The 23,162-nt window shown below is 61.2% G+C and carries 23 protein-coding genes and 1 pseudogene; 8 read left to right on the top strand and 16 right to left on the bottom strand.

Annotated elements, in window-relative coordinates; genetic code table 11:
• Positions 1-74: 74 nt before the first annotated feature.
• Positions 75-1,013: an ornithine cyclodeaminase family protein gene (locus tag NMG46_RS22865; RefSeq protein ID WP_254819789.1), complete on the bottom strand. Its 939-nt coding sequence runs from the start codon at positions 1,011-1,013 to the stop codon at positions 75-77.
• A gap of 54 nt (positions 1,014-1,067) precedes the next feature.
• Between NMG46_RS22865 and NMG46_RS22870 the strand changes: the two genes are divergently transcribed.
• From NMG46_RS22870 to fghA, 6 genes and pseudogenes are all read left to right on the top strand, one after another.
• Positions 1,068-2,105, top strand: a complete 1,038-nt coding sequence (locus tag NMG46_RS22870; RefSeq protein WP_254819790.1) for a GNAT family N-acetyltransferase — start codon at positions 1,068-1,070, stop codon at positions 2,103-2,105.
• A gap of 11 nt (positions 2,106-2,116) precedes the next feature.
• Positions 2,117-3,295, top strand: coding sequence for an alanine racemase (locus tag NMG46_RS22875; protein ID WP_254819791.1), 1,179 nt, complete (start codon positions 2,117-2,119; stop codon positions 3,293-3,295).
• Between the two features lie 53 nt (positions 3,296-3,348).
• Complete coding sequence (locus NMG46_RS22880) at positions 3,349-4,623, top strand: FAD-binding oxidoreductase (RefSeq protein ID WP_254819792.1); 1,275 nt, start codon at positions 3,349-3,351, stop codon at positions 4,621-4,623.
• A complete protein-coding gene (locus NMG46_RS22885) occupies positions 4,620-6,074 on the top strand; it encodes an aldehyde dehydrogenase family protein (protein WP_254819793.1) in 1,455 nt (484 codons plus the stop codon). The genes NMG46_RS22880 and NMG46_RS22885 overlap by 4 nt, the downstream gene beginning before the upstream one ends.
• Before the next feature lie 285 nt (positions 6,075-6,359).
• On the top strand, positions 6,360-6,578 hold the full coding sequence (locus tag NMG46_RS22890) for a hypothetical protein (protein WP_254819794.1): 219 nt from the start codon (positions 6,360-6,362) through the stop codon (positions 6,576-6,578).
• Positions 6,579-6,959: 381 nt separating this feature from the next.
• Positions 6,960-7,797: pseudogene (gene fghA, locus NMG46_RS22895) on the top strand (S-formylglutathione hydrolase).
• 22 nt (positions 7,798-7,819) lie between these two features.
• Here the strand turns inward: fghA and pqqE are convergent.
• The 7 genes from pqqE to NMG46_RS22930 form a co-directional block, all read right to left on the bottom strand.
• Complete coding sequence (gene pqqE / locus NMG46_RS22900; protein ID WP_254819795.1) at positions 7,820-8,941, bottom strand: pyrroloquinoline quinone biosynthesis protein PqqE; 1,122 nt, start codon at positions 8,939-8,941, stop codon at positions 7,820-7,822.
• A complete protein-coding gene (gene pqqD, locus NMG46_RS22905) occupies positions 8,938-9,234 on the bottom strand; it encodes a pyrroloquinoline quinone biosynthesis peptide chaperone PqqD (protein ID WP_254819796.1) in 297 nt (98 codons plus the stop codon). The genes pqqE and pqqD overlap by 4 nt, the downstream gene beginning before the upstream one ends.
• The gene (gene pqqC / locus NMG46_RS22910; RefSeq protein WP_254819797.1) at positions 9,231-9,986 is read right to left on the bottom strand and encodes a pyrroloquinoline-quinone synthase PqqC; all 756 of its coding nucleotides are present in this window, start codon (positions 9,984-9,986) and stop codon (positions 9,231-9,233) included. Before pqqC ends, pqqD begins: the two co-directional genes overlap by 4 nt.
• Positions 9,983-10,921 carry a pyrroloquinoline quinone biosynthesis protein PqqB gene (pqqB, locus tag NMG46_RS22915; protein WP_254819798.1) on the bottom strand — a complete coding sequence of 313 codons (939 nt, stop codon included), beginning with the start codon at positions 10,919-10,921 and terminating at the stop codon, positions 9,983-9,985. Before pqqB ends, pqqC begins: the two co-directional genes overlap by 4 nt.
• 465 nt (positions 10,922-11,386) lie before the next feature.
• On the bottom strand, positions 11,387-12,247 hold the full coding sequence (locus tag NMG46_RS22920) for a quinoprotein dehydrogenase-associated putative ABC transporter substrate-binding protein (RefSeq protein ID WP_254819799.1): 861 nt from the start codon (positions 12,245-12,247) through the stop codon (positions 11,387-11,389).
• Position 12,248: 1 nt separating this feature from the next.
• Positions 12,249-12,773, bottom strand: coding sequence for a c-type cytochrome, methanol metabolism-related (locus NMG46_RS22925; protein ID WP_254819800.1), 525 nt, complete (start codon positions 12,771-12,773; stop codon positions 12,249-12,251).
• Between the two features lie 155 nt (positions 12,774-12,928).
• Entirely contained in the window at positions 12,929-14,830 is a 1,902-nt protein-coding gene (locus tag NMG46_RS22930; RefSeq protein ID WP_254819801.1) for a methanol/ethanol family PQQ-dependent dehydrogenase, read from the bottom strand.
• A 671-nt stretch (positions 14,831-15,501) separates the two neighbouring features.
• Between NMG46_RS22930 and NMG46_RS22935 the strand changes: the two genes are divergently transcribed.
• The gene (locus tag NMG46_RS22935) at positions 15,502-15,855 is read left to right on the top strand and encodes a hypothetical protein (protein ID WP_254819802.1); all 354 of its coding nucleotides are present in this window, start codon (positions 15,502-15,504) and stop codon (positions 15,853-15,855) included.
• 269 nt (positions 15,856-16,124) lie between these two features.
• Here the strand turns inward: NMG46_RS22935 and NMG46_RS22940 are convergent, their stop codons facing one another.
• Entirely contained in the window at positions 16,125-16,334 is a 210-nt protein-coding gene (locus tag NMG46_RS22940) for a hypothetical protein (protein WP_254819803.1), read from the bottom strand.
• A gap of 359 nt (positions 16,335-16,693) precedes the next feature.
• Here NMG46_RS22940 and NMG46_RS22945 point away from each other — a divergent pair, with 359 nt between their 5' ends.
• Positions 16,694-17,074 (top strand): cytochrome c family protein, encoded by a 381-nt coding sequence (locus tag NMG46_RS22945; RefSeq protein ID WP_254819804.1) that lies wholly within the window; start codon positions 16,694-16,696, stop codon positions 17,072-17,074.
• A gap of 63 nt (positions 17,075-17,137) precedes the next feature.
• Here NMG46_RS22945 and gph read toward each other — a convergent pair whose 3' ends face one another.
• The 7 genes from gph to fba form a co-directional block, all read right to left on the bottom strand.
• On the bottom strand, positions 17,138-17,839 hold the full coding sequence (gph, locus tag NMG46_RS22950; RefSeq protein WP_254819805.1) for a phosphoglycolate phosphatase: 702 nt from the start codon (positions 17,837-17,839) through the stop codon (positions 17,138-17,140).
• Positions 17,836-18,393 carry a thioredoxin family protein gene (locus NMG46_RS22955; RefSeq protein WP_254819806.1) on the bottom strand — a complete coding sequence of 186 codons (558 nt, stop codon included), beginning with the start codon at positions 18,391-18,393 and terminating at the stop codon, positions 17,836-17,838. The genes gph and NMG46_RS22955 overlap by 4 nt, the downstream gene beginning before the upstream one ends.
• 22 nt (positions 18,394-18,415) lie before the next feature.
• Positions 18,416-19,102, bottom strand: a complete 687-nt coding sequence (gene rpe / locus NMG46_RS22960) for a ribulose-phosphate 3-epimerase (RefSeq protein ID WP_254819807.1) — start codon at positions 19,100-19,102, stop codon at positions 18,416-18,418.
• A 62-nt stretch (positions 19,103-19,164) separates the two neighbouring features.
• Complete coding sequence (gene cbbX, locus NMG46_RS22965; RefSeq protein WP_254819808.1) at positions 19,165-20,103, bottom strand: CbbX protein; 939 nt, start codon at positions 20,101-20,103, stop codon at positions 19,165-19,167.
• A gap of 8 nt (positions 20,104-20,111) precedes the next feature.
• Complete coding sequence (locus NMG46_RS22970; RefSeq protein ID WP_254819809.1) at positions 20,112-20,546, bottom strand: ribulose bisphosphate carboxylase small subunit; 435 nt, start codon at positions 20,544-20,546, stop codon at positions 20,112-20,114.
• Between the two features lie 18 nt (positions 20,547-20,564).
• Positions 20,565-22,043 carry a ribulose-bisphosphate carboxylase large subunit gene (locus NMG46_RS22975; RefSeq protein WP_254819820.1) on the bottom strand — a complete coding sequence of 493 codons (1,479 nt, stop codon included), beginning with the start codon at positions 22,041-22,043 and terminating at the stop codon, positions 20,565-20,567.
• A gap of 36 nt (positions 22,044-22,079) precedes the next feature.
• On the bottom strand, positions 22,080-23,159 hold the full coding sequence (fba, locus tag NMG46_RS22980; protein ID WP_254819810.1) for a class II fructose-bisphosphate aldolase: 1,080 nt from the start codon (positions 23,157-23,159) through the stop codon (positions 22,080-22,082).
• Between the last annotated feature and the right edge of the window lie 3 nt (positions 23,160-23,162).

Raw genomic sequence — 23,162 nt, forward strand, 5'->3', positions numbered from 1 at the left:
GCAGGATCGCGCGCGGCCACCTTGTTGCCGTGTCGAAAAATCTGTCGGGACTGGGGCGTTGGTGCGAAAACTGATCACCGGTGGGACGCCTTTGCGCGGATCAGCGCGTCGGCCATGTAGAGGTCTTGCAGGGAGATGCCGGAACTGTCGAAGACCGTGATCTCATTGTCGAAGTGGCGTCCGAGCGCACGCCTTTCAATAACGTCGCCGATTGGTGTTACCGCAAGCACGCCGGCATCGATTTCGTCGCGCACGTGTTGGAACTCGCCGATCTGGACGGACTGGGAAAGCAGATCACAAAACAGACGTGCCTTGGGAAATAATTCGCTCGGCAATTCGCGTTTGCCCGGAGCATCCGACCCGATGCTGACGATATGGGTTCCGGGTCCCACCCAAGCGGCATTGAACAGCGGTTCGCGTGCGGGTGTCGCCGTCACCACGATGTCGGCCGTGCGCACGGCTTCTTCCGGCAAGGCAGCGCGCGCCTTCAGTCCCCTTTCGCCGATCTGATCGACAAAAGCGTCGCGCCGCGGCGAAGGCCGGGCCACGACCAGCACGGTTTCGATTGGGCGGATGCGTGCCAGCGCCATCACTTCGAAACTCGCCTGGTTGCCGGCCCCGAAGATCGCCAGCACCTTGGCTTGCTTGCGCGCAAGAAGATCGGCCGCAACCGCGTCGGCGGCGGCCGTCCTGTAGGCGTTGACCTTCCCGGCCTCGACTACGGCACCGAGCCGACCTGTATGCTGATCGAGCAGCACGATGGTCGAGTTGTGGCGGGGAAGGCCACGTGCCGGGTTGCCCGACCAGAAGGAGCCAATTTTCACGCCGGTCAGCTCGCCCGACGAACCGGATTTGATTGAGAAGGTATTGGTCACCTCCTGTGTGCGCCCGAGAACAGCCGGAAAGACCCAGCTCTGCCGCGATGCTGCCGCCACGAGAGCCTCGCGCGCCGCCTCGAAAGCAAGTTCATGCGTGACGAGGGCGGCTGACTCCTCTTCGCTGATGTAGATCATCCAAAATTCCTCCTGGGCATCGCCGATCGGGCAACCACGAAGCGGCGATTCAAGGTGCCAGGTATTCCTCGCCCGATTTGCACGATTTGGCATGCCGAGGAACTGGGTAAAACGAATAATACCGCTGATTTGAAGGGGCAAAACAGCAGCGAAATCTGTGCGCCGGGCCCGACCCTAAGATCCGACTTCAATCCGACTCTGGATCAACTGACAGCGTTGCACCTTATGGCCTTTGAGCATGACAGAGATATCGTCAGCGCCCCGATCGAGCTGATGGAATTGGAAACGCGCCATTTGCCGGGCGCGCTGAAGCTGTCGCAGGAGATGGCCTGGCCCTACCGTCAGGAGGATTGGGAATTTGCCCTGATGGTCGGCAATGGCCTGGTCCTTGAGCGGGCAGGGCAGGTGATTGGCACGGCCATGTCCTGGAATTACGGACAGTCCTATGCCTCGGTCGGGATGATCATAGTTACTAGCTCCGCGCAAGGCGGTGGCAACGGGACCCGGCTCTTTGATGGATTGCTTGAGACGACACACGGTCGCAACCTGCTGCTCAACTCAACCGAACAGGGGCTGGCGCTCTACAAGCGACGCGGCTTCACTGCCTGGGGCACGGTGCTTCAGCACCAGGGCTCGCTGGCTGTCGCAGTGACGCGGAGTACCCGCGACGACATCCGTCAAGCTACAACCTCTGACCTAGCGGCGATCCAGGCCTTCGACGAACGGGCCACGGGCATGCCCCGGCTGGCGATGGTGGCTGCGCTCGCCGATGTGGGCAACGCATTGGTCATCGAGCGCAGGGGACGGATTGCAGGCTACGCTGTCGCCAGGAGGTTTGGCCGCGGCTATGTCGTCGGCCCTTGTGGAGCCGAGAGCGACCACGACGCGCGGCTTCTGATCCTGGCCCAGCTTTCGAAGCTTCACAATCAATTCGTTCGCATCGACGTCTATGCCGAGGATGGATTGGGCGACTGGCTTGCGAGCCTTGGCCTGCAGCGGTCCGGCACTGCGACCGCCATGGTCAAAGGACAACGACCCGTCGCCGAGGGGCCAGCCCATATGTATGCGTTGGCAAACCAGTCGTTCACTTAGGAAACGAGATTATGAGCAAGGTGGTCGCAAACCTGGCAGTGAGCGAGACGTTTAGGACGATCGACGCCTTGGTCACGCCCGCGCTGCTTCTCGACCGTGGGCGGCTCGGACGCAACATTCAGCGCTTGGCTGAGCGCGCCAGGAAGCTTGGCGTGGTGCTGCGCCCGCATATGAAGACGGCCAAGAGCATCGATGTCGCCCGATACGCATTTCACCGCGAACCCGGACCGATCACGGTCTCGACCATCGCCGAGGCCGAGTATTTCGCGGGCCATGGCTTTCGAGACATGACCTATGCGGTCGGCATCTCGCCGGCCTCGGCCAAGCGGGCCATGGAGCTTTGTCGCCGCACCGGCGCTGATGTGAAGCTGTTGCTCGATTCGGCCGAGCAGGCCGATGCCCTGGCCAGCGTCCGCGAAGCCACCGGTATGACCCCATCTGTTTTCATCGAACTGGACTGCGATGACCATCGCGGTGGCTTGAGACCGGACGACCCGAAGTTGCTCGACGTGGCCGGCAGTGTCGTCGCGGCCAGTGCCAAACTCGTCGGCGTTCTCGCCCATGCAGGCGAATCCTATGGCTTGAACACGCCCGATGCGCTGGTCAAGGCAGGCGAGAACGAGCGTTCAGCCGCGGTGCGCGCCGCTGAAATCCTGCGCGCCCATGGCCATGCCTGCCCGATCGTCAGCGTCGGCTCGACGCCGACAGCGCATTTCGCCAGCAATCTTGAGGGGGTCACGGAGCTGCGTGCCGGCGTCTACATGTTCTTCGACCTGGTCCAGCACGGCGTTGGGGTGTGCGAACTCGATGACATCGCGATTTCCGTATTGGCCACGGTGATCGGGTCCAAGCCGGAAAAGGGATGGGTGCTGGTTGACGCCGGATGGATGGCGCTTTCGCGCGACCGGGGAACCGCAAACCAGCAGATCGACCAGGGTTACGGCGTGGTCTGCGACGAAAAGGGGCGGGTGCTTGAAGATGTGATCGTGGCGCAGGCCAGCCAGGAACACGGTATCCTCGCCATTCGTGCCGGTTCTGGAAAGTCCATGCCCGAGCTGCCGCTCGGGACACGGATCCGGATTCTGCCCAACCATGCGTGTGCGATGGCCGCCCAGCATGATTTCTACAGCGTCGTCAACGGGGCCAGCCCCAAGATTGAAGCACGTTGGGAGCGGATGGGCGGCTGGTAGGCGCGCGACTAGGCTCGGATGTCGCCCCACTCAAATCAACGGTGGTCAAGAAAATGAAGTTTACCTCTTACTGGCTGGATACGTCTCAGCCGTTCAATGAAGGGTCGTCCAAACCGCTCGAAGGCCACTACGACGTGGCGATTGTGGGCGGCGGCTTGACCGGCTCCTCCGCCGCGCTGGCTCTTGCCAAAAAGGGCGCCCGGGTTGCCCTGTTGGAGGCCGAAACGATCGGCAATGCCGCGTCCGGCCGCAATGGCGGCATGTGCAACAACGGCTTTGCCCAGAACTATGCAATCATGGCTGGCAAGCACGGCAAGCCTGCCGCAAATGCGCTCTACAAGGCTTTCGACGCCGGCGTCGATATGGTCGAGCGGTTGGTGCAGGGAGAGAAGATCGACTGCAGCTTCTCCCGCGTCGGCAAGCTCAAGCTTGCCGCCAAGCCCGAGCACTACGACATGCTGGCGCGCAGCCAGGAACTACTGGCTGCCAATGTCGATCCCGACACCAGGATGATCGCGCGCGAGGACCTGCGAACCGAAGTCGGCACCAACCGCTACCATGGCGGGCTGCTCTTTCCCAAGAGCGCGGCCATGCATGTCGGCCGGTTCGTCCGGGGCCTCGCGACCGCCGCTGCCCGGCGTGGCGCAGAGGTCCATGAACGCTCGCCCGTCATGGCGATGCGCAAGGTTTCAGGCGGGCATGAGGTAACGACGCCAAAGGGCAAGATCGTCGCGCGGCAAGTCCTGTTGGCAAGCGGCATTTCCCAGGTTGGCCCGCTCGGCTGGATCCGCCGGCGCATGATCCCGGTCGGCGCATTTCTGATCGTGACCGAGCCGCTGTCGCCTTCGCAACTCGAGCGCCTCATGCCGACCCGTCGCAATGTCGTCGACACGCGCAATCTCGTTGTCTACTGGCGGCTCACGCCGGACAATCGCCTTCTGTTCGGCGGGAGGGCGCGCTTTGCCGTGTCCAACCCTCAATCCGACGAAAAAAGCGGCCGGATACTCAAGGCGGCGATGGTCGAGGTCTTTCCGGAACTGGCCTGCACCCGCATCGACTACTGCTGGGGCGGCATGGTCGATATGACCCGCGATCGTCTGCCGCGCGCCGGAGAGCGCGATGGCATCTATTACTCGATGGGCTATAGCGGACACGGGACCCAGATGTCGACGTTGATGGGCACCATCATGGCCGACGTCATGGACGGGCGCCCCGAGCTCAATCCCTGGAAGGATTTCGACTGGCCAGCGATCCCCGGTTATTTCGGGCGCCCCTGGTTCCTGCCGATTGTCGGCGCCTATTACCGCATGAAGGACCTTGTAGGGTGATGACGCCTCTCGAACACCTGGCCCGCAACGGCCACTTGGACAAGTTCTTCATCGACGGTCAATGGGTTGAGCCGAGCGGCACCGCGACGGGCGTCGTCGTCAATCCCGCCACAGAAAAGGTTGTGAGCCAGTTTCCGCTTGGAAATGGCAAGGACGTTGACGCGGCCGTTGCAGCGGCCCGCCGGGCATTCGCCACCTGGAGTCGGACCACGCCAGAAGACCGCGCGCGTCTGCTCGGTCGCCTGCAAGCGCTGCTCGAGGCGCGCGGCGAACTGCTGGCTCAATGCCTGAGCCTCGAAATGGGCGCGGCGATCGGCTATGCGCGCAGCGCCCAGGTGCCGCTGGCGATCACGCATGTTAAGGTCGCTCGCGATGTGCTGACAGACTTTCGCTTCGTCAAGCAACGGGGGCAAACCGCCGTCACCCACGAACCGATCGGTGTCTGTGCCCTGATCACTCCGTGGAACTGGCCACTTTACCAGATCACCGCCAAGGTTTCGCCGGCGCTCGCTGCAGGCTGCACGATCGTGCTGAAGCCGAGTGAGCTTTCTCCCTTGGACGCCCTGCTATTCACCGAGGCAATCGAGGAAGCCGGCTTCCCTGCCGGGGTTTTCAACCTCCTGCAAGGTGATGGTCCAGGCGTGGGTATGGGTCTCGCCTCCCATCCGGATGTCGACATGATCTCCATTACCGGGTCCACCCGCGCGGGCATTGCGGTGGCCCAGGCGGCAGCGACGACTGTCAAGCGTGTCGCGCAGGAGCTGGGCGGCAAGTCGCCGAACGTGATCTTGCCGGACGCAGATCTCGATCGCGCCGTTTCTCTGGGCGTAGCCGCCGCCTTCCGCAATCTCGGCCAGTCATGCAGTGCCCCGACGCGCATGATCGTGCCACGCCCGCGGCTCTCCGAGATCGAGGCGATCGCCAAAAGGGCCGCAGCCCAGATTGTCATTGGCGATCCTCTTTGCGAAGCCACTACTCATGGTGCAATCGCAAACCGTGCCCAATTCGACCGCATCCAAACCATGATCGGCGTCGGCATTTCTGAGGGCGCCAGGCTCCTCACCGGCGGACCGGGCCGTCCGCACGATCTGAACGTCGGGTTCTATGTGAGGCCGACCATCTTTTCCGACGTGCGCACGACCATGCGCATTGCCCAGGACGAGGTCTTCGGGCCAGTTCTCTGCATCATCCCTTACGACACAATCGAGGAAGCCGTCACCATCGCCAACGACACGGTCTACGGTCTGGGGGCTCATGTGCAGGGCCAGGTTGTGGACGCCGTCAGGGACGTGGCCTCGCGGATCCGCTCCGGCCAGGTGCATCTCAACTACCCGGCCTGGGATCCGCACGCCCCGTTTGGCGGTTTCAAGCAGTCTGGAAACGGACGCGAATATGGGATCGAGGGCATGTTGGAGTATCTCGAGGTAAAATCCATCCTCGGCTATTTCTAGGCGACATCTTCGCCCAGCGCAGGGGCGCCCGTGGGCCGAGCCGAGCTCCTGGACCGGGCTCGCGTACGTACCTGGCAATTTGACATGGCTCTGCAGCGCGCTAGCCATCTGCTGAGAAACCGGTCGAGGCCGCTAGCCAGGCTTGGTCGATCCCGAATGCCGTCGAAATTAGAGATGTCTGGCCGTAGCGGTCCAGCCGATCGAGTGTGTACGTTTTCGTACATCGATTTGGAACACAACCACGGATAGAGTACCATCACTATGGGCAGCTATGGGGAGGGTTGGATGAGTAAGGTGCAGAGGGTCAGTCCGGTAGTAGAGCAGGCAATCGCCGCAGTCCTCAATAGGGAGGATCGTGGTGACACCATCTCGATCACAGCGACATTAAACGCAGCACGGCAAGCCGCCCCTTATCTGGTCGCATCCGACGAAGAGCTGACCGAGGCGATCGTCGAGGCAGCAACTGCCCTGGGCCTGTCCGTGGCTTTCGACGCTCGGAAATAGCCGTCGGCTCACAGGATGGCTAAGAGTCGGAAAGTTGGTGTCGTGCTTAGGAGCCCTCCTATTAGGAGGTAACTATCACTCGCAACACTTTCTTGCTCGGTCCCTGGTCACGCATGCTGCGAACCCACGCGATGACGCGTGCGTGCTCGTCCGCCATAGCCGCGTCGAACCTGCTGTCGCCGCTGAAAGCCACGGTGCATTTGCGCAGAGCTCGTCGTCCCGGAAGCATTGCTGAGGTACTGGGCAGTGTTGGCCATCCCGGCTCCGATCAAGAGCCCTGCGCGCCGCCAGCCCACCAAGGTTGCCGCGATCGCCCACGATGTCGTAGAGGCTATGGTCGGCGGTCAGAAAATTGGCGGAGAAGAATATATGCCAGAGCACCTGAAACTCGTCTCGACTGCCAAGTCGCATGGCGGTGCCCAGCACGTTTACTCTCATCTGTCGACGAGCTGCTCGTGCGAAATGACGTTTGCCATTTTCGTGCCTCCGCAGGCGCGGGAAAGGCGTTGCCCCGTGGTGTGGTACCTCTCCGGACTCACCTGCACGCATGCGAATGTAATGGAAAAGGTGAATACAGACGTATTGCCGCCGAACTCGGCTTCATCGTCGTTTGTCCCGACACCAGCCCGCGTGGTGCCGACATTCCAGATGAAAAGGACAATTGGCAGTTCGGCACCGGCGCCGGTTTCTACCTCGACGCCAGGCAAGAGCCGTATGCCAAGAACTATCGCATGTATTCCTATATCGTCGAGGAACTGCCAGCCGTAATCGGGCGCGAATTTCCCGCCGATATGGGGCGCCAGTCGATCTTCGGCCATTCGATGGGCGGGCATGGCGCGCTGACGATCGCACTGAAAAATCCGGCGCGCTTCAGAAGTTGCTCGGCCTCGCGCCGATCGTGCAACCAAGCACAGCCGGCTGGTCGAAGCCGGCTTTCCAAAAATATCTCGGCCTGGATGAGGCCTCGTGGCGGCGCTGCGATGCCACTTCGCTCATCGAGGACGGATACCGTTTCCCGGAATTCCTGGTCGATCAGGGGACGTCAGACGGTTTCCTCAAGGAGGGCCTCAGGCCTTGGCTGCTCGAAGACTCGTGCTCCAAGGCAGGCATTCCGTTGAAATTGCGGATGCAGGAGGACTACGATCACTCCTATTTTTTCATTTCGACATTCATGCAGGACCATATGACGTGGCATGCCGAACGGCTTTCACGAGGCTAAGGCCGTAGGAATAGGTCGGCAGTCAGGCCGGCTCGGTGACGACGCCGATACGCCGGTAGACGAACAGTTCGTCCTTCGAAGGAACCGTGGCAGCGCGCTGGGCTTCGTCGATCAGCATTGCCATGCGCGCATGGATCGGCGATTTCGCGCAAGCCGGGTCCGTGGCGGCGGCATCGCCGGCGATTGCCATCGCCTGGCAGCGGCAGCCGCCCCAGTCGATCTCGCGCCGCTCACAGTTGCGGCAGGGCTCCTGCATCCAGTCCGTGCCTCGAAAGGCATTAAATGCCGGGGAAACGGTCCAGATCGCGGCCAGGCTGCGAGGTCCAAAACGCTCGAAGCTGAGCGACGGGATGGTCTGGGCGGCATGGCATGGCAGTACGGTGCCGTCTGGCGTCACCATGAAGGCGTCGCGCGCCCAGCCGCCCATGCACGGCTTGGGATAGATGGCGAAATAATCCGGCGTGACGAAATCGATGTTCATGATGCCGGTGAGCCGTTCGCGCGCCGCCGCGACGATCTCCGCGTGCCGATCGACGGCAGCACGCTCGGGCATCAGTTGATCGCGATTGGTCAGCGCCCAGCCGGCGTACTGCACGTTGGCTATCTCGAGACGCTCCGCATCCAGCGAAAGGGCCAGATCGATGAATTCCGGTACCTCCTCGATATTGTGGCGATGGATCGGCGCGTTGATGGTAAGCGGCAAGCCGGCCGCGCGGGCGCGGCGTGCCGTTTCCAGCTTCTTTTCGTGGCTGCCCCTGTGATTGCCGATGCGCTCGGTGGTCGCCGGCCGTGCGCCTTGAAAACTCAATTGCAGATGGTCGAGCCCGGCTTCGGCAAATGCCTCGATTCGGCCATCCGCAATGCCGACGCCGGCAGTGATCAGGTTGGTGTAGACGCCGCGCGCCGAAAGCCCGGCGATCAATTGCTCAAGATCGCGACGCAGCGTCGGTTCACCGCCAGACAGATGCACCTGAAGAACGCCAAGATCGGCCGCCTGCGAGAACAAGTCGAGCCAACTCTGCGTGTCGAGTTCGCGATTGGCCTTCAGCAATTCGAGCGGGTTGGAGCAATAGGGGCATTGCAGCGGGCAGCGATGCGTCAGTTCCGCCAGCATGCCGATCGGGGGGAGAGGGGGCTCGCTCATAGCTTCACCAGCAGCTTGTCCGACCATTCCTGCAGGAAGGCAATGACATCGGCCGCCACAGCCTCCTGTTCGGCATCATAATCTGCGGCAAGGCCGGCAATGATGTGGCCGACCGTGGACCGCCCATCGCAGCGGCGCAATATGTCGAGGCTGATGTCGTTTGGCCAGAACACCTTTTCAGGCGAAAGCACGGCGAACGCCTGGCGCACGGGGTCATACTGTATGCGCACGTGTTTCGGCAGCGATGGAACCGACTGCGGCGACACCATGGCTCTTCCGCGCAGTGCCATCATGGGGCCTCCGCACGGAAGGCGCCGGGCGGGATATTGCCCGGCTCGCCATAGGCGTGTTGAAGCGCGTCGAGCATGGCCCAGAGTATATCGCATTTGAACACGAGTGCATCGATCGCCCGCTGCTGGCGTTCCGCCGTGTCGGCATGTTCGAGCACATAGGCAAGAGCGAAGTCGGCGTCGCGTGAGGCCTGTTCGGGCCGTCGGCTGAAATAGGTCAGCGTGTCCTCGGTGATATAATCGTACCTGGCCAGCATCGCGGGCACCCGTTCGCCGATGATGAGCGGCGAAAACATCTCGGTCAGCGACGACGCGACCGCCTCCAGCAGGGTCCGGTTCGCGCAAAAAGAGAGGTAAGCGCCAACCGCAAAACGTGTCGCCGGCAGGGCCAGCCTCTCGGTCTTCACCGCTTCGGCATCCAGACCGAGCGAGGTCGCCAGGTGCAACCAGCGCGCAATACCGCCGCTCCAGCCGTCCTTGCCGTCATGATCCTCGATGCGTTTGCGCCAGGCGGCGCGAAACGCCGGATCCTCGGCATGCGCGAGGATCATGGCATCCTTGCGCGGAATGACAGCCTGATAGCAATAGCGGTTCAGCGCCCAGGCCTGCATCTCGGTCCTCGACAACGCACCGCTGGTCATCCTGTGATGGAAAGGATGGCGGTTGTGATAGCGCTCGGCACCGACCTGCCGCAGCACGGCTTCGAGCTCTCTGGAGGACAGGCCGTTGCTGGCTGCGTCGTGGAAATCACTCAAAGTTCCATCTCCATCCCGTCGCGGGCCACTTCCCAGCCAGCCGCTGCGACTGCTGCATGCTCGGGAGAATTCTCGTCCAGAACGGGATTGCTGTTGTTGATGTGGACGAAGACACGACGGCCGATCCTCACATCGGCCAAGCCGGCGATCGACCCTGCGTCTCCCGACATCGCCAGATGCCCCATGCGCGCACCGGTCTTTTGGCCGACGCCGGCAGCAATCATCTCGTCGTCGGTGAAGACCGTGCCGTCGAACAGAAGGCATGCGGCATCGGCTAGACGCGTGCGCAGGGTCGCATCAATGCGGGCGCAGCCGGGGATGTAGAAGACGGAGCCGCGACTGCCGGCACCGGCGATACGGACGCCGATCGTGTCGCCGGCGTCAGAGCTGAAATTCGCATCCGGCTGACCTCTTTCTTCGAGATAGAGCGCTATCTTCCCGGGCACGGGAAAGCTCTCGACAGCCACGCCGGTGTCGTGGCCGTCTGCATCGCAGATCGCCAGTTCTTGCGCCGGTGGCAAGATGCGTCGCGGCACGAGCGCCGGATCGAGGACATTGAAAATCGAATTCGCCTCCAGCGTCGCCAGAACCTGTGTCGTTGCATAGATAGCGAAAGGCTGCCGCTCACGCAGGCTGAGCAGGCCGGCGATATGATCGACATCGGCATTGGTCAGTACCACCGCGCGAATAGGCGTCGAGCGCAGCGGCGCATCGTGCGCGGGCTGCAATCCAGGTGTTGCCGCGATCTGCTGGCGAATGTCGGGTGACGCGTTGAACAGAACCCAGCCGAGCCCATCCGCCGACGCGGCGACACTTGATTGGGTTCGTGAATGCACGCCAGCCATCCCGGTGCGAGCCGCACGGCTCAGACGATAATTGCAGTTCCACTGCGGAAAGCCACCGCCGGCCGCCGATCCGATGATTCTCAAGCGCATGAAAACGCCCGCCCCGCGGCTTCTCTGACCACCAGCAGCCAATTTGCAGCCGCAAAAAACGTCCCGCTCGCTTTGCGTGCCTCAAGATCTTTCACGAAAAACCCATGCGGCAAGGGGATGCGTGCCCCTGTTGCCAGGGACACGCACCTCTGCGGCCTACTTCTTGGGAGTAATCTCAGCAGGCAGATACCGCGAAATTTCAAAGCCCGCAGCAACCTGACACATGGTCGGTTTTGTCCAGCTCTTCTTCATAACATTTCTCCTCTTCTACCAGCCCGAAGGGGCCGATCCGGTGGTTAGCCAACCATTGCAGGGCACCGAAGCAATGGCTCGTCCATCACGTCTCAAATGGACAAATGAAACACAAGGTTTTGAAAGGCCGAAAAACAAAACTATCGAAAGTAGCCTAGTCTTTCTCTTCAATTTTTCATCGCGCAGGTTTGTCCTCCTCCTCACACATCCCGACTATTGCGTAATCGGATTATCGTGCTCGTCGATCAGCGGCACATTATAACCCAGCAGGAGCTTGGTGATCTCCGCCTGGTTCTCCCTGATCACCCGGTTGAGCGTCCGCTTCCATTCCTGGTCGGACGGACGTACGCCCATGGTGATGCGGTAGGACATGCGCGAGCCTTTCTTTTCCTTCAGCAGCAGAACAATGGTGATATCGGCTCCGAGTTCCCTGGCATAGTAACCTGCCATCGGCCCCCACAGGACCGCCGCGTCAATCTTGCCGGCGAGCAGGTCCTTGATCATGACCTCCCCCATGGAAGGAGTGACGCGCGTATCCACCGCGAGTGGATAGATCTTGGCGGTCCGCAGAAGCTTGTTGGCGGCCATGTTGGCGGTTGGCGGCGTGCTTTCGACGACGCCGATTCTCTTGCCGGAAAGTTTCGGGTCTTCGATCGTCTCGATGCCTTCCATGCCGTTGCCTTTGGGGTATACGAGCACATAGGCGGAGCGATAGTAGGCGTTGGTGTTCTGCACCAGTTCGTCGCCTTGGGCGTAGCCCATGATGATGTCGCATCGGTTGGCCCCCAGCGTGTTGCGCACAAAGCCGACGACAGTGGGAAACCATGTGTAGGCGACTGATTTCCGCCCCGTCTTCTTGGCAACCAGTTCAGCCAGCTTGTTTTCGAAGCCTTGGCCGTTCTTGTCGGTAAAAGGCATGTTCGAGGGATCGGCGCAGACGCGCAGAATGTTGGGATCCACCAGTTCGCCCGCAGCGCCAAGTCCGGCATTTTGCGCCAGAACGTTCGACGGCAACAAGGCGAGCGCGCCGAGGATCGGCAGAACGACGCGCAGCTTCGATGCAGTATTGGTCATATCATCCACCCATGCAGGATGCTTCGGCATCCTTGGCTGCCTGAGCCTTGTTTTCGTGCTTGGGCGGCCTGCCGCGGGGTGCCGCGCCATCAGCGCGCGCGCGCAGATAGACGTACAGATCGTCCAGGTAACAATAGACGTTCTTGTTGTCGCCAAAGGCAGGCATGACGTTTTCCTTGCCGCCGCCGACATTCTTGCGGCCCTCGGCGACGATCGAGAGGAACGTGGCGTAGTCCATGGTTTTCAGACTATTGACCAGGGCAGGCGCATAGCTCGAACCTGTTGCGTCCTGCCCGTGACAGACATGGCAATCGGAGTGATACCGGCGGTACCCGCTGAAGGTGTACCAATCGACGGTTCCGTTTTCGATCTTGTAGGTCGGATTTCCGTCCGCATCTAGATATTTGCCTCCTTCTTGCTTCACCGCCTTGGCTTTTTCCATGCTGTCTTCGGCCCGTGCCAGAGTTGAGCTGGCCACAGGCAGCAGAACCAGGGCGAGAGCGGAAACTGCAATGCGAACGATCATTCAGACTCTTCCTTCATCTGCCAGGGACACTGGCTGCCGTCGTGCAGCGGCATTGATCGGTGCTTGGGTGCGCGGCGCAATCGAGAGCCCGGTTCCCGGTTTCGGGTGACCCGGGCTCTCGTTTTCCAACCTAGTCGTTAGGCTCTTCCCGGTTATCAGTCCGGGAGGCCGAAGACGGTGAGCTGGCCGCCCAGCGTCGTATAGTCGGCAAGTGCCGCGTAACCGCCGACGGCACCCAGGCCGGCGGTTCCAACCACTGCGGCCTGGTCGCCCTGCTCACGGCCCTGATCAACGGCGCCATGCCAGGCAGCGGCGTTATCGGGCGAAAGCAGCCCACCTGCCAGACCGATACCGGCCCATCCACCGACGCCGGACAGAACGGCGATGTACTGCTTGCCGTCATGCTCGTAGGTCGTGATGTTGCCGATGATGCCGGACGGGGTCTTGAACTTGTAGAGTTCCTTGCCGTCCTTATCGACCGCCTTGATGTAGCCTTCGAGGGTACCATAGAAGACGACGTCGCCATCTGTCGCCAATGCGCCCGACCACACCGAGAACTGCTCGGGCTTCGACCAGACGATCTCACCCTTGGCTGCATCCCAGGCAATGAAGTTGCCCATGTTGCCGTCACCGCCGGGCGCCGCATACATCGACACGGTGGCGCCCACATAGGGCTGACCGGCGGTGTAGCTCACTTTGTAAGGCTCATAGTCCATGCAGACATGGTTGGTCGGCACGTAGAACAACCCGGTCTTCGGCGAGTAGGCGGCCGGCTGCTGGTCCTTGGTTCCAAGCGCGGCCGGGCAGATACCGGTCGAGTTGGTGTCTTCGCCGTTCTGCTGGGTCGAATACTTGGCGACGACCTGAGGGCGGCCATACTGGTCGCTCTTGGGATCCATGTTGACTTCCGTCGCCCAGTTCACTGCCGGATCGTATTTTTTGGCGACGAGAAGTTCGCCGGTGGCGCGATCCATCGTGTAGGCAAAGCCGTTGCGGTCGAAATGCACCAGCACGTCGTGCTTGGCGCCGTTGACCTCCATGCCATCGACGAGAATCATCTCGTTGATGCCGTCATAGTCCCACTCGTCATGCGGGGTCATCTGGTAGAGCCATTTGGCAACACCGGTATCGGCGTCGCGAGCCATGATTGTCATGGACCAGCGATTGTCGCCTGGGCGCTGGACCGGGTTCCACGTCGAGGGATTGCCGGTGCCGTAATAGACCAGGTTCAGCTTGGGATCATAGGAATACCATCCCCATGTCGTGCCGCCGCCCGTCTTCCACTGTTCGCCTTCCCAGGTGTTGGTGCCGGAATCCTTTCCGACGGGCTTGCCGAGATGGGTCGTCTTCTCGGGATCGAGAAGGGTGTCTGCATCAGGACCTTCCGAATAGGCTTTCCAGGCAAGCTTGCCGTCTTTCAGATTGTAGGCGGCCAGCCAGCCGCGAACACCGAATTCAGCACCGGAGACGCCCACGAGCACCTTGTCCTTGATGACTACGGGTGCCGACGTGCCGGATTCGCCCTTTCCGCCGTCGGTCTGATCGCCGTTCTTGACAGACCAGACGACCTTGCCGGTCTTGGCATCGAGCGCGACGACGGTGGTGTCGGCCTGGTTGAGAATGATCTTGCCGTCGCCATAGGCGACACCGCGATTGACCGTGTCGCAGCACATGATCGGAATGACGTTCGAGTCCTGCTTGGGCTCGTATTTCCACAGGATCTTGCCGTCGTTCTTGAGGTCGAGAGCATAGACGTTGTTTGGGAAAGGCGTGTGGACATACATCACATCGCCGATGATCAGCGGCCCGCCTTCGTGACCGCGCAGCACGCCGGTGGAAAAGCTCCATTTGACCTGCAGGTTCTTTACATTGTCGGCAGTGATCTGGTTGAGTTTGGAATAGCGGGTGTTGGCGTAGTCACCCGTCTGCATCGCCCAGTTCTTCGCATCCGATGCGAGCTTTGCAAGGTCTTCATTGGCCGAAGCCGTATAGGCAGCGCCTAGCGACAAAAAAGCCGCGGTCGTCAGTATGTAGGTAGTTTTCGCAAGTACACGCATCCGACATCCTCCCGAGGTTCACAGTGACGAATCGACCGTCAAGCCCACAAGGGGCCTGCCCAAGCGATTCATGTGGGGAAGTAATTTCCGGCAGCTGTCACGACCTACCCCGACAAGCAGAGGGCACGTTATTGCCCGCCCCACTTGGCCTTCGAAAGACTGCCACCGCTCCCTGACAATGGCGCTCTTGAAGCCGGAAACAGGGAAAAAGCTATGTCATCGCAAAAGGCCAAGCAAGCAAAAACCCTGAGGTGATGTTGCGGTGCAATATCTATTATGGTGCGCGGCAATATTAAGATACAAACAAGAGAAGTATCCTGCGCGGCACTATTGAAAAAATGACTGCAGGTGGCGATATATATAATCTCCGTATTGTTGTTGTATTATTTATGCAATTCGTTTTGGAATTTATTTCCATGTAATTTACAAGGGCGCTTCGAGGTAAGTATGCGTGCGCCTGGTTGGTTGCCGATAGTGGGCGAGGCATGAAATGCCGACTGGAAGTGGGGTGCGCAGCGGGCCGCGAATCCGCCTTTTGCCGGTCGACAGGGCATTCCTCCTTTGGTCCTATAAGCAGGCCATGGGAGCTTGACTGGCTTTGCGGTACGTCGCCAATTGGGGCGATGATCCTGTCCAGATACATCGTGTCCAGGCCAACTGGAGGTACCCTCATGATCAGATCTGTTGGATCTTTTATCCTACCGCTGGTCTTTTCGGCGACTCTGGCCTTTGCGAACCCGGCCAGCGCCGCGGGAGACTACCCGACGGCAACGATTGCAGACTACGTGCTCGGCTGCATGCAAACAAATGGGCAGACACGTCAGGCGCTTGAAAGCTGTTCGTGCTCGATCGATGTTATCGCCTCGATCCTCCCCTACGATCACTATGAGAGGGCGGAGACCTTCAAAAGTATGTCGTTGACGACAGGGGAGGCGGCAGGGTTGTTTCGCGAAAGCGCGCCAGCGAAGGCGGCGCGGGCGGAACTGAAACGCGCGCAGGCTGAAGCCGACGTACGTTGCTTTTAGTCAGGCGGAACAGGCACGCGTGGCGGTGCCTCACAGGGCCGCCATTTCTATTGGCCATTGGCTGCGAAATAACTTGCAATCCGCATTCGAGCCGTAAGGCGACCAGGTCACGCCCGGAAGGTTTTGGTGGACGCAGCAAAAGGTCGCTCTCACAACCGGCTTTGAGGCGAGGATGGCGGCTGCCTCCACAGCCGACAAGCGCGGCGTCGCGCGCCGCGAAATCATCATGGCGCCTCCCTTTCAGGACCTGGACGAACCAGGAATGCCGATCAAATCGCTCGTTCCTTGCTCGGAAAGGCACATTTCCAGCGCACGACCCTGCGCCTCGGATGTTCCTGCGACCATTTTGCGATCTCGGCGGGCGCCAGGAACATGCATTGGAACAGAGAGCCGCGGCTCTCGAAATAGAGATGCTCATCTCGGCAATTGCCCGGATTGGCGCTAAGGCACACCGTTAATATGAGATCGACCATGTCCATTTGGCACTTATCGTCGCCTGCGCCGCGAACTCTCCAGAGTTCGTGCTTTGGAGTTGCGCGGATTCCTGAAGGTGCCCAAACAGCAAACCGGTTGGAGTGAGGCTACGCGTTCGGCCAATAGGCGTCAATGATGTGGACCGCGTGTCGCTACACCCTTCGCGCAGTCGGGAAACGAAACAGGACCTTTGTACGATTGACTTCCTTCATCGGCAGTCTAGCTTTTCGAGGCGTGTAGGTGCTGCCGGTCCCGGGGGAAAGGACGAATAGTTCGCTCTCCCGCTTTAAAACGAATGCCGGCGATCAAGGCATCGACACGCGTAAATTGTCCAGGGCACTCACACGATCAATGAGGAAATGCCATGCGCGCAGTCGCATTTTTCGCCGCCGTGTCCGTCGCTACCTTTGTCACCACCCAGTCCCAGGCACAGGATGCGGCGGCGGGTGAGAAGGTGTTTGCCAAATGCAAGGTCTGCCACGTCGCGGACAAGGACCAGAACAAGGTCGGTCCGTCGTTGAACGGCGTCATCGGCCGAACGGCCGGCACGCATCCGGGGTTCAGCTATTCCAAGGCCATGACCGAGGCCGGCAAGTCGGGCGTTAAATGGGACGAAGCCACGCTGACGACCTACCTTCGCGATCCCAAGGCGATGGTCAAAGGAACGAAGATGGCGTTTATCGGCCTCAAGAAAGACGAGGACATCGCCAATGTCATCGCCTACCTGAAGCAATTCTCCAAATAACGCGGTCCCGCCGGCCATTTGGAGTGCGCCCGGCCGGCGTTGGCCTGGGCTTTGCGCTTGGGGTCACGCAGCGTCTTGCAGCGTCTGCATCGCGGACGGTAGATCGAACAGGCTGTCGCAAACGAGATCGGCGCCAAGCTCTTCAACGGGAATTTGGCTGTATCCGCCACGCAGCAGAATGACTGCCATGCCCGCCGCGCGGGCGGCGGCCATGTCGGCGCTGCTGTCTCCGACCATCAGCGTATCACGAGGTTCGACCTGAAGCTGGTCGAGCGCAAGCAACAGCGCATCTGGCGCCGGCTTCAAGTATGTCACCGCGTCTCCGCCGACGATCGCGCCGAGATAGTCCGTCAGCCCAAAATGCAGCAGGATTTCGCGTGCCGCCAACTGCGGCTTGTTGGTCACCACGCCCATGGCTATTCCGCTCAAATGCAAGTGCGTGAGAACCTCCCTTACGCCAGGCATCAGCCTCGTGCGGCCGGTCAGATGCCTGCGATAGATCGGCGCCATGACGCGGTTGGCTTCATCGAGCGCGCTGCCGAGGAGCGGCGTACCGGAAGCCGCGAAAGCTCGCTCGACCAGTTTCCTGATGCCGCCGCCGATCATGGACTTGATCTGATCCAGGCGCAGCGGCGGCAGATCGCGCCCGGCCAGCAATTCGTTGACGGCCGCCGTTATATCAGGCGCCGAATCGACCAGCGTACCGTCGAGATCGAACAGGACCGCCTTGGGCGATCGAAACGGCCTGCCTGCGCCGACGTTCATGCAGCATCCTTCCACTTGATCGAACAGCCGACCGAAGCGATCTGGTCCAGCGGTCCGTCGCCGGTCCGGGCAACCTGCTTCATCGCCTCGAACAGGTCGCGCCTCAGCCCGGGCAATTCGGCGTCGCGTCGCGACGCGTCAAGCCGGCCGCGATACTGCAGCGTCAACTCGTTGTTGAGCCCGAAGAAATCCGGAGTGCAAACGGCTCCGTAGGCACGCGCCACCGTCTGGTGCTCGTCGTGGAGGTAAGGGAAAGTGAAGCCGTTCGTCCCGGCGAAGAGCTTCATGTTGGTGAAGGAATCCTCCGGATAGGCATCGGCATCGTTGGAGTTGATCGCGACAAAGCCGATGCCTTCTGCCTTGAGGTCGTTGGCATCGCGCACCATGCGCGGAATCACCGCCTTCACATAGGGGCAGTGGTTGCAGATGAATGCCACCACCAAGCCGTTCGGGCCGGCGTGGCTGAAGATCGAATGCGATTTGCCGTCGACGCCGGGCAAAACGAAATCGACGGCTTGCCAGCCGAAATCACAGACAGGTGGGATTGCCCCCATGTTGCCCTCCGATGAGATGGTTCTACGCGGCTTTCTGGAGCGCCCCGTCGGCTGCCTGCCTGATGGCGCCGATATTGGCACGATAGGCAGCCTCGGTGCCACCCTTGAAGATGGCCGAGCCGGCGACCAGCACATTGGCGCCGGCCGCGGTGACCAGCGGAGCGGTCTCGGGCGTGACGCCGCCGTCGATCTCGATGTCGATCGGGCGGGTGCCGATCAGCGCCTTGACCCGCCTGACCTTGTCGACGACAGCCGAAATGAAGGCCTGGCCGCCGAAGCCTGGATTGACCGTCATCAGAAGCACCAGATCGAGCCGGTCAAGCACATATTCGATCACGCTCTCCGGCGTTGACGGGTTCAGCGACACGCCGGCCTTCTTACCGAGATTCCTGATTGCCTGCAGCGAACGGTCGAGGTGCGGCCCGGCCTCGGCGTGCACCGTGATGATGTCGCAGCCGGCATCGGCGAAGGCGCCGAGATAGGCGTCGGCCGGCGCGATCATCAGGTGGCAGTCGAAGATCTTGTCCGTTCGATCACGGATCGCCTTGACCACCGGCGGACCGAAGGTGATGTTGGGCACGAAATGGCCATCCATCACGTCGAGATGGATCCAGTCGGCACCCGCCCGGACGACCGCTTCAACTTCGTCGCCCAGCCGCGAGAAGTCCGCGGAAAGCACCGAGGGCGCGATGATTGTCTTGGTACCCATGGTCGTCGGTTCCCGCTCTGTCGTCCGTTTCCGGTCACTGCACACCAACTGCCGTCATCTTGTCAGCGCGCCTTCGTCTCCGGTTCACCTTCGAGCTTACCTTCCGCGAATACGCGGCTGCCACGAATATCGGATTCCTCGATGGTGATAAGATCGGTTTTCGTCAACGCCCGGTCGCGCGACGCGAAAAGCCGATTGGCCTGGCGAAGCCGCGCCCGGTCGAGCCCATTGCGGACCGATCGAGCGTTGGAGAAATGCGGCAGCCGCATGCGGATCGGGAGATACTCTTCGAGCGCCTTGGCCGCCGCTTCGCTGAGACGGTAATTCTGTTCCGCCAGCATGATCTCGGCGATCGATTTGAGTTCGCTGACGCCGTAGTCGGGAAAATCGAGGTGATGGGCAATGCGCGAGCGCATGCCGGGATTGCTGTCGAAGAAGCGGTCCATCTTGTCCTTGTAGCCGGCGAGAATCACAACCAGATCGTCACGGTTGTTTTCCATGCACTGCAGCAGGATTTCGATCGATTCCTGACCGTAGTCGCGTTCGTTCTCGGGCTTGTAGAGATAGTAGGCCTCGTCGATGAAAAGCACCCCGCCCATGGCCCGCTTGATCACTTCGCGGGTTTTGGGCGCGGTGTGGCCCACATATTGGCCGACGAGATCGTCGCGCGTCACCGCGACCATGTGCCCTTCGCGGACATAGCCGAGACGATGCAGGATTTCGGCCATTCTGAGCGCCACGGTGGTCTTTCCGGTACCGGGATTCCCCGTAAAGTTCATGTGCAGCGTCGGCGCGCCCGAGGTCAGCCCGAACTTGCGGCGAAGCCGGTCAACCAGAAGCAGCGCCGCGATCTCGCGGATGCGGGTCTTGACGGGCTTCAGGCCAACGAGTTCGCGGTCGAGCTTATCCATCACCTCGTCGATCTTGGACGCTTCGAACTCGGCCTGCAGATCGACCGATTCGTCCTGCGCGGCAGCGCCCTTTGCTATCGCGTCCAGCATGGTTTCGCCTAGCTCCGCTCGCCTTCGGGCCTGTCGGTCGCATAAGGCACGATCGAATAGCCCTGGCTGCGGCCGTCACGCTCCTGGCGCAGCAGCCGGAAGCCGGGTTCATTGGGCGGCCGGTTGACGATGAATGACATGCGCGGCGCTTCCCAGCCCTTGGTCGAATCGAAGGCGGTGACCCGGACATACATGTTGGGCATGGCTTTCCGGCAATTGTTGACTTCAAGCAGGATGCCCGCCGGGTCCCTCAGGTCGAACATCGGGTTACCGTACATTTCCCAATAGGTGTTTCGCGGATGCGGATCGTCCGTGTATTCGACGCTGACCGCCCAGTGGTTTTTCAGCGCGTATTTGATCTGCGCCGAAATCTGCTCGTCCGTCAGGTCGGGCAGGAACGAAAACTGTCCCTGCGTGACCTTGTTTCCCGGATTGGTCATCATGGCGACGGTTCCTTTCGTCTAGAAGCTCGGCGTTGCGGTTGGCACAAAATCGGCCGTGTCGGTCGATTCGTAGTTGAAGGTGACGTCCTTCCACGTCTCCAGGGCTGCCTTGAGTGGCGTGCACCATCTGGCCGCCTGGTCGAGGATCTTGGTGCCTTCGCGCAGATAGTCGCGGCCCTCGTTGCGGGCGAGGATCATCGCCTCCAGCGCGACGCGATTGGCCGTCGCGCCGGCCTGAATGCCGTCCGGATGGCCGATCGTGCCGCCGCCGAACTGCAGGATGACGTCCTCGCCGAGATAGTGGATCAACTGGTGCATCTGGCCGGCATGGATGCCGCCCGAGGCGACCGGCATCACCTTGTTGAGCGAGGCCCAGTCCTGATCGAAGAACAGCCCGGTTTCGAGGTTCTGCGGCGTGCGCTCCTCGCGCAGCGTGTCATAAAACCCCTTGATCATCAGCGGGTCGCCTTCCAGCTTGCCGACCACCGTACCGGCATGGATGTGATCGACGCCGGCCATGCGCATCCATTTGCAGATGACGCGAAAATTCATGCCGTGGTTCTTCTGGCGCGAATAGGTCGAGTTGCCGGCCCGGTGCAGGTGCAGGATCATGTCGTTGCGGCGTGCCCACTTGGCCATCGACTGGATCGCCGTGTAGCCAATGACGAGGTCGATCATGACGATGCAGGAGCCAAGCCGTTTTGCGAATTCGGCGCGCTCGTACATCTCCTCCATCGTGCCGGCGGTGACGTTGAGATAATGGCCCTTGACTTCGCCGGTGGCGGCCGACGCCTTGTTCACAGCCTCCATGCAGTAGAGGAAACGGTCGCGCCAATGCATGAAGGGCTGCGAGTTGATGTTCTCGTCGTCCTTGACGAAGTCGAGGCCACCCTTCAGCGCCTCGTAGACGACGCGGCCGTAGTTGCGGCCTGACAGGCCAAGCTTCGGTTTCGTCGTCGCGCCGAGCAGCGGCCGGCCGAACTTGTCGAGCCGCTCGCGTTCCACCACGATGCCGGTCGCCGGGCCCTGGAAGGTCTTGAGGTAAGCCACCGGAATGCGCATGTCTTCGAGCCGCAGGGCCTTGACGGCCTTGAAGCCGAACACGTTGCCGATGATCGATGCAGTCAGGTTGGCGATGGAGCCGGGCTCGAACAGGTCGAGGTCGTAGGCGATATAGGCGAAATACTGTTGCTCGATCCTGGTGCCTGGACCTGTGTTCGGCACCGGCTCGGATTTGAACGCCTTGGCGCGGTAGAGCTCGCAGGCGGTCAGCCTGTCGGTCCACACCACAGTCCATGTCGCGGTAGAGGATTCACCGGCGATGGCGGCAGCCGCCTCCTCGTGGTCGACGCCGGGTTGCGGCGTGATCCGAAACATGGCGATCAGGTCGGTCTCCTTGGCTCGGTAGTCCGGCTCCCAGTAGCCCATCTTCTTGTAGGGGATGACGCCCGACCTGTAGCGTTCCTTGCCTTCCTTGAGCGTGCCTGCTGAGGGCATGTCGATCTTGTTCATGGCAGGTCTCCTGTTTGCCGCTCAGGCGGCTTTCGCGGTTGCGATATGCGGGTCGAGCTTTCCTGCGGCGTAACGTTTCGCCATCTCATCCATGGCGATCACCCTGATCTTCGACGCGTGGCCTGCGGTGCCGAAGCGTTCGAAGCGATCGCGGCAAAGGTCGCGCAGCGCGTCCATGGCGGGTTTCAGGAATTTACGCGGATCGAATTCGCGCGGGTCCTGCGTCGCGACGCGGCGGAACTGCCCGGCCATGGCCATTCGGCAATCGGTGTCGATGTTGACCTTGCGCACGCCGTAGCGGATGCCGCGCTCGATTTCCTCGACCGGGACGCCAAAGGTCTGGGGCATCGCGCCGCCATAGTTGTTGATGATGTCCTGCAGTTCCTGCGGCACGGAGGAAGACCCGTGCATGACCAGATGCGTGTTGGGCAGCTTTTCGTGGATCGCCTCGATCACCTGCATGGCCAGGATACCGCCGTCAGGCTTGCGGCTGAATTTATAGGCACCGTGCGAGGTACCGCAGGCGATCGCCAGCGCGTCGACCCCGGTGGCGGTCACGAAGTCGACCGCCTGGTCGGGATCGGTCAAAAGCTGGTCATGGGAAAGCGCACCTTCGGCGCCGTGCCCGTCCTCGGCCTCGCCCTGGCCGGTTTCCAGCGAGCCGAGCACGCCGAGCTCGCCTTCGACCGAAGCGCCGACCCAATGCGCCATGCGTGCGACACGTTCGGTGATGGCGACGTTGTAGTCGTAGCTCGCCGGCGTCTTGGCGTCCGCCATCAATGACCCGTCCATCATCACCGACGTGAAGCCGTGGCGGATCGCCGACAGGCAGGTGGCTTCGTTGTTGCCGTGATCCTGATGGATGCAGAGCGGAATGGCCGGATGGATTTCGGTCAAAGCCTCCATCATCTTGGCCAGCATGATGTCGTTGGCATAGGAGCGGGCGCCGCGCGAGGCCTGGATGATGACCGGCGCATCGCAGGCCCTGGCCGCCTCCATAATGGCGAGGCCCTGTTCCATGTTGTTGATGTTGAATGCCGGCACCCCGTAGCCGTGCTCGGCGGCATGATCGAGAAGCTGGCGAAGGGTGATGCGGGCCATGGG

Origin of the sequence: Mesorhizobium sp. LMG 17147, from assembly GCF_024297145.1 — a bacterium.
Lineage (GTDB): Bacteria > Pseudomonadota > Alphaproteobacteria > Rhizobiales > Rhizobiaceae > Mesorhizobium.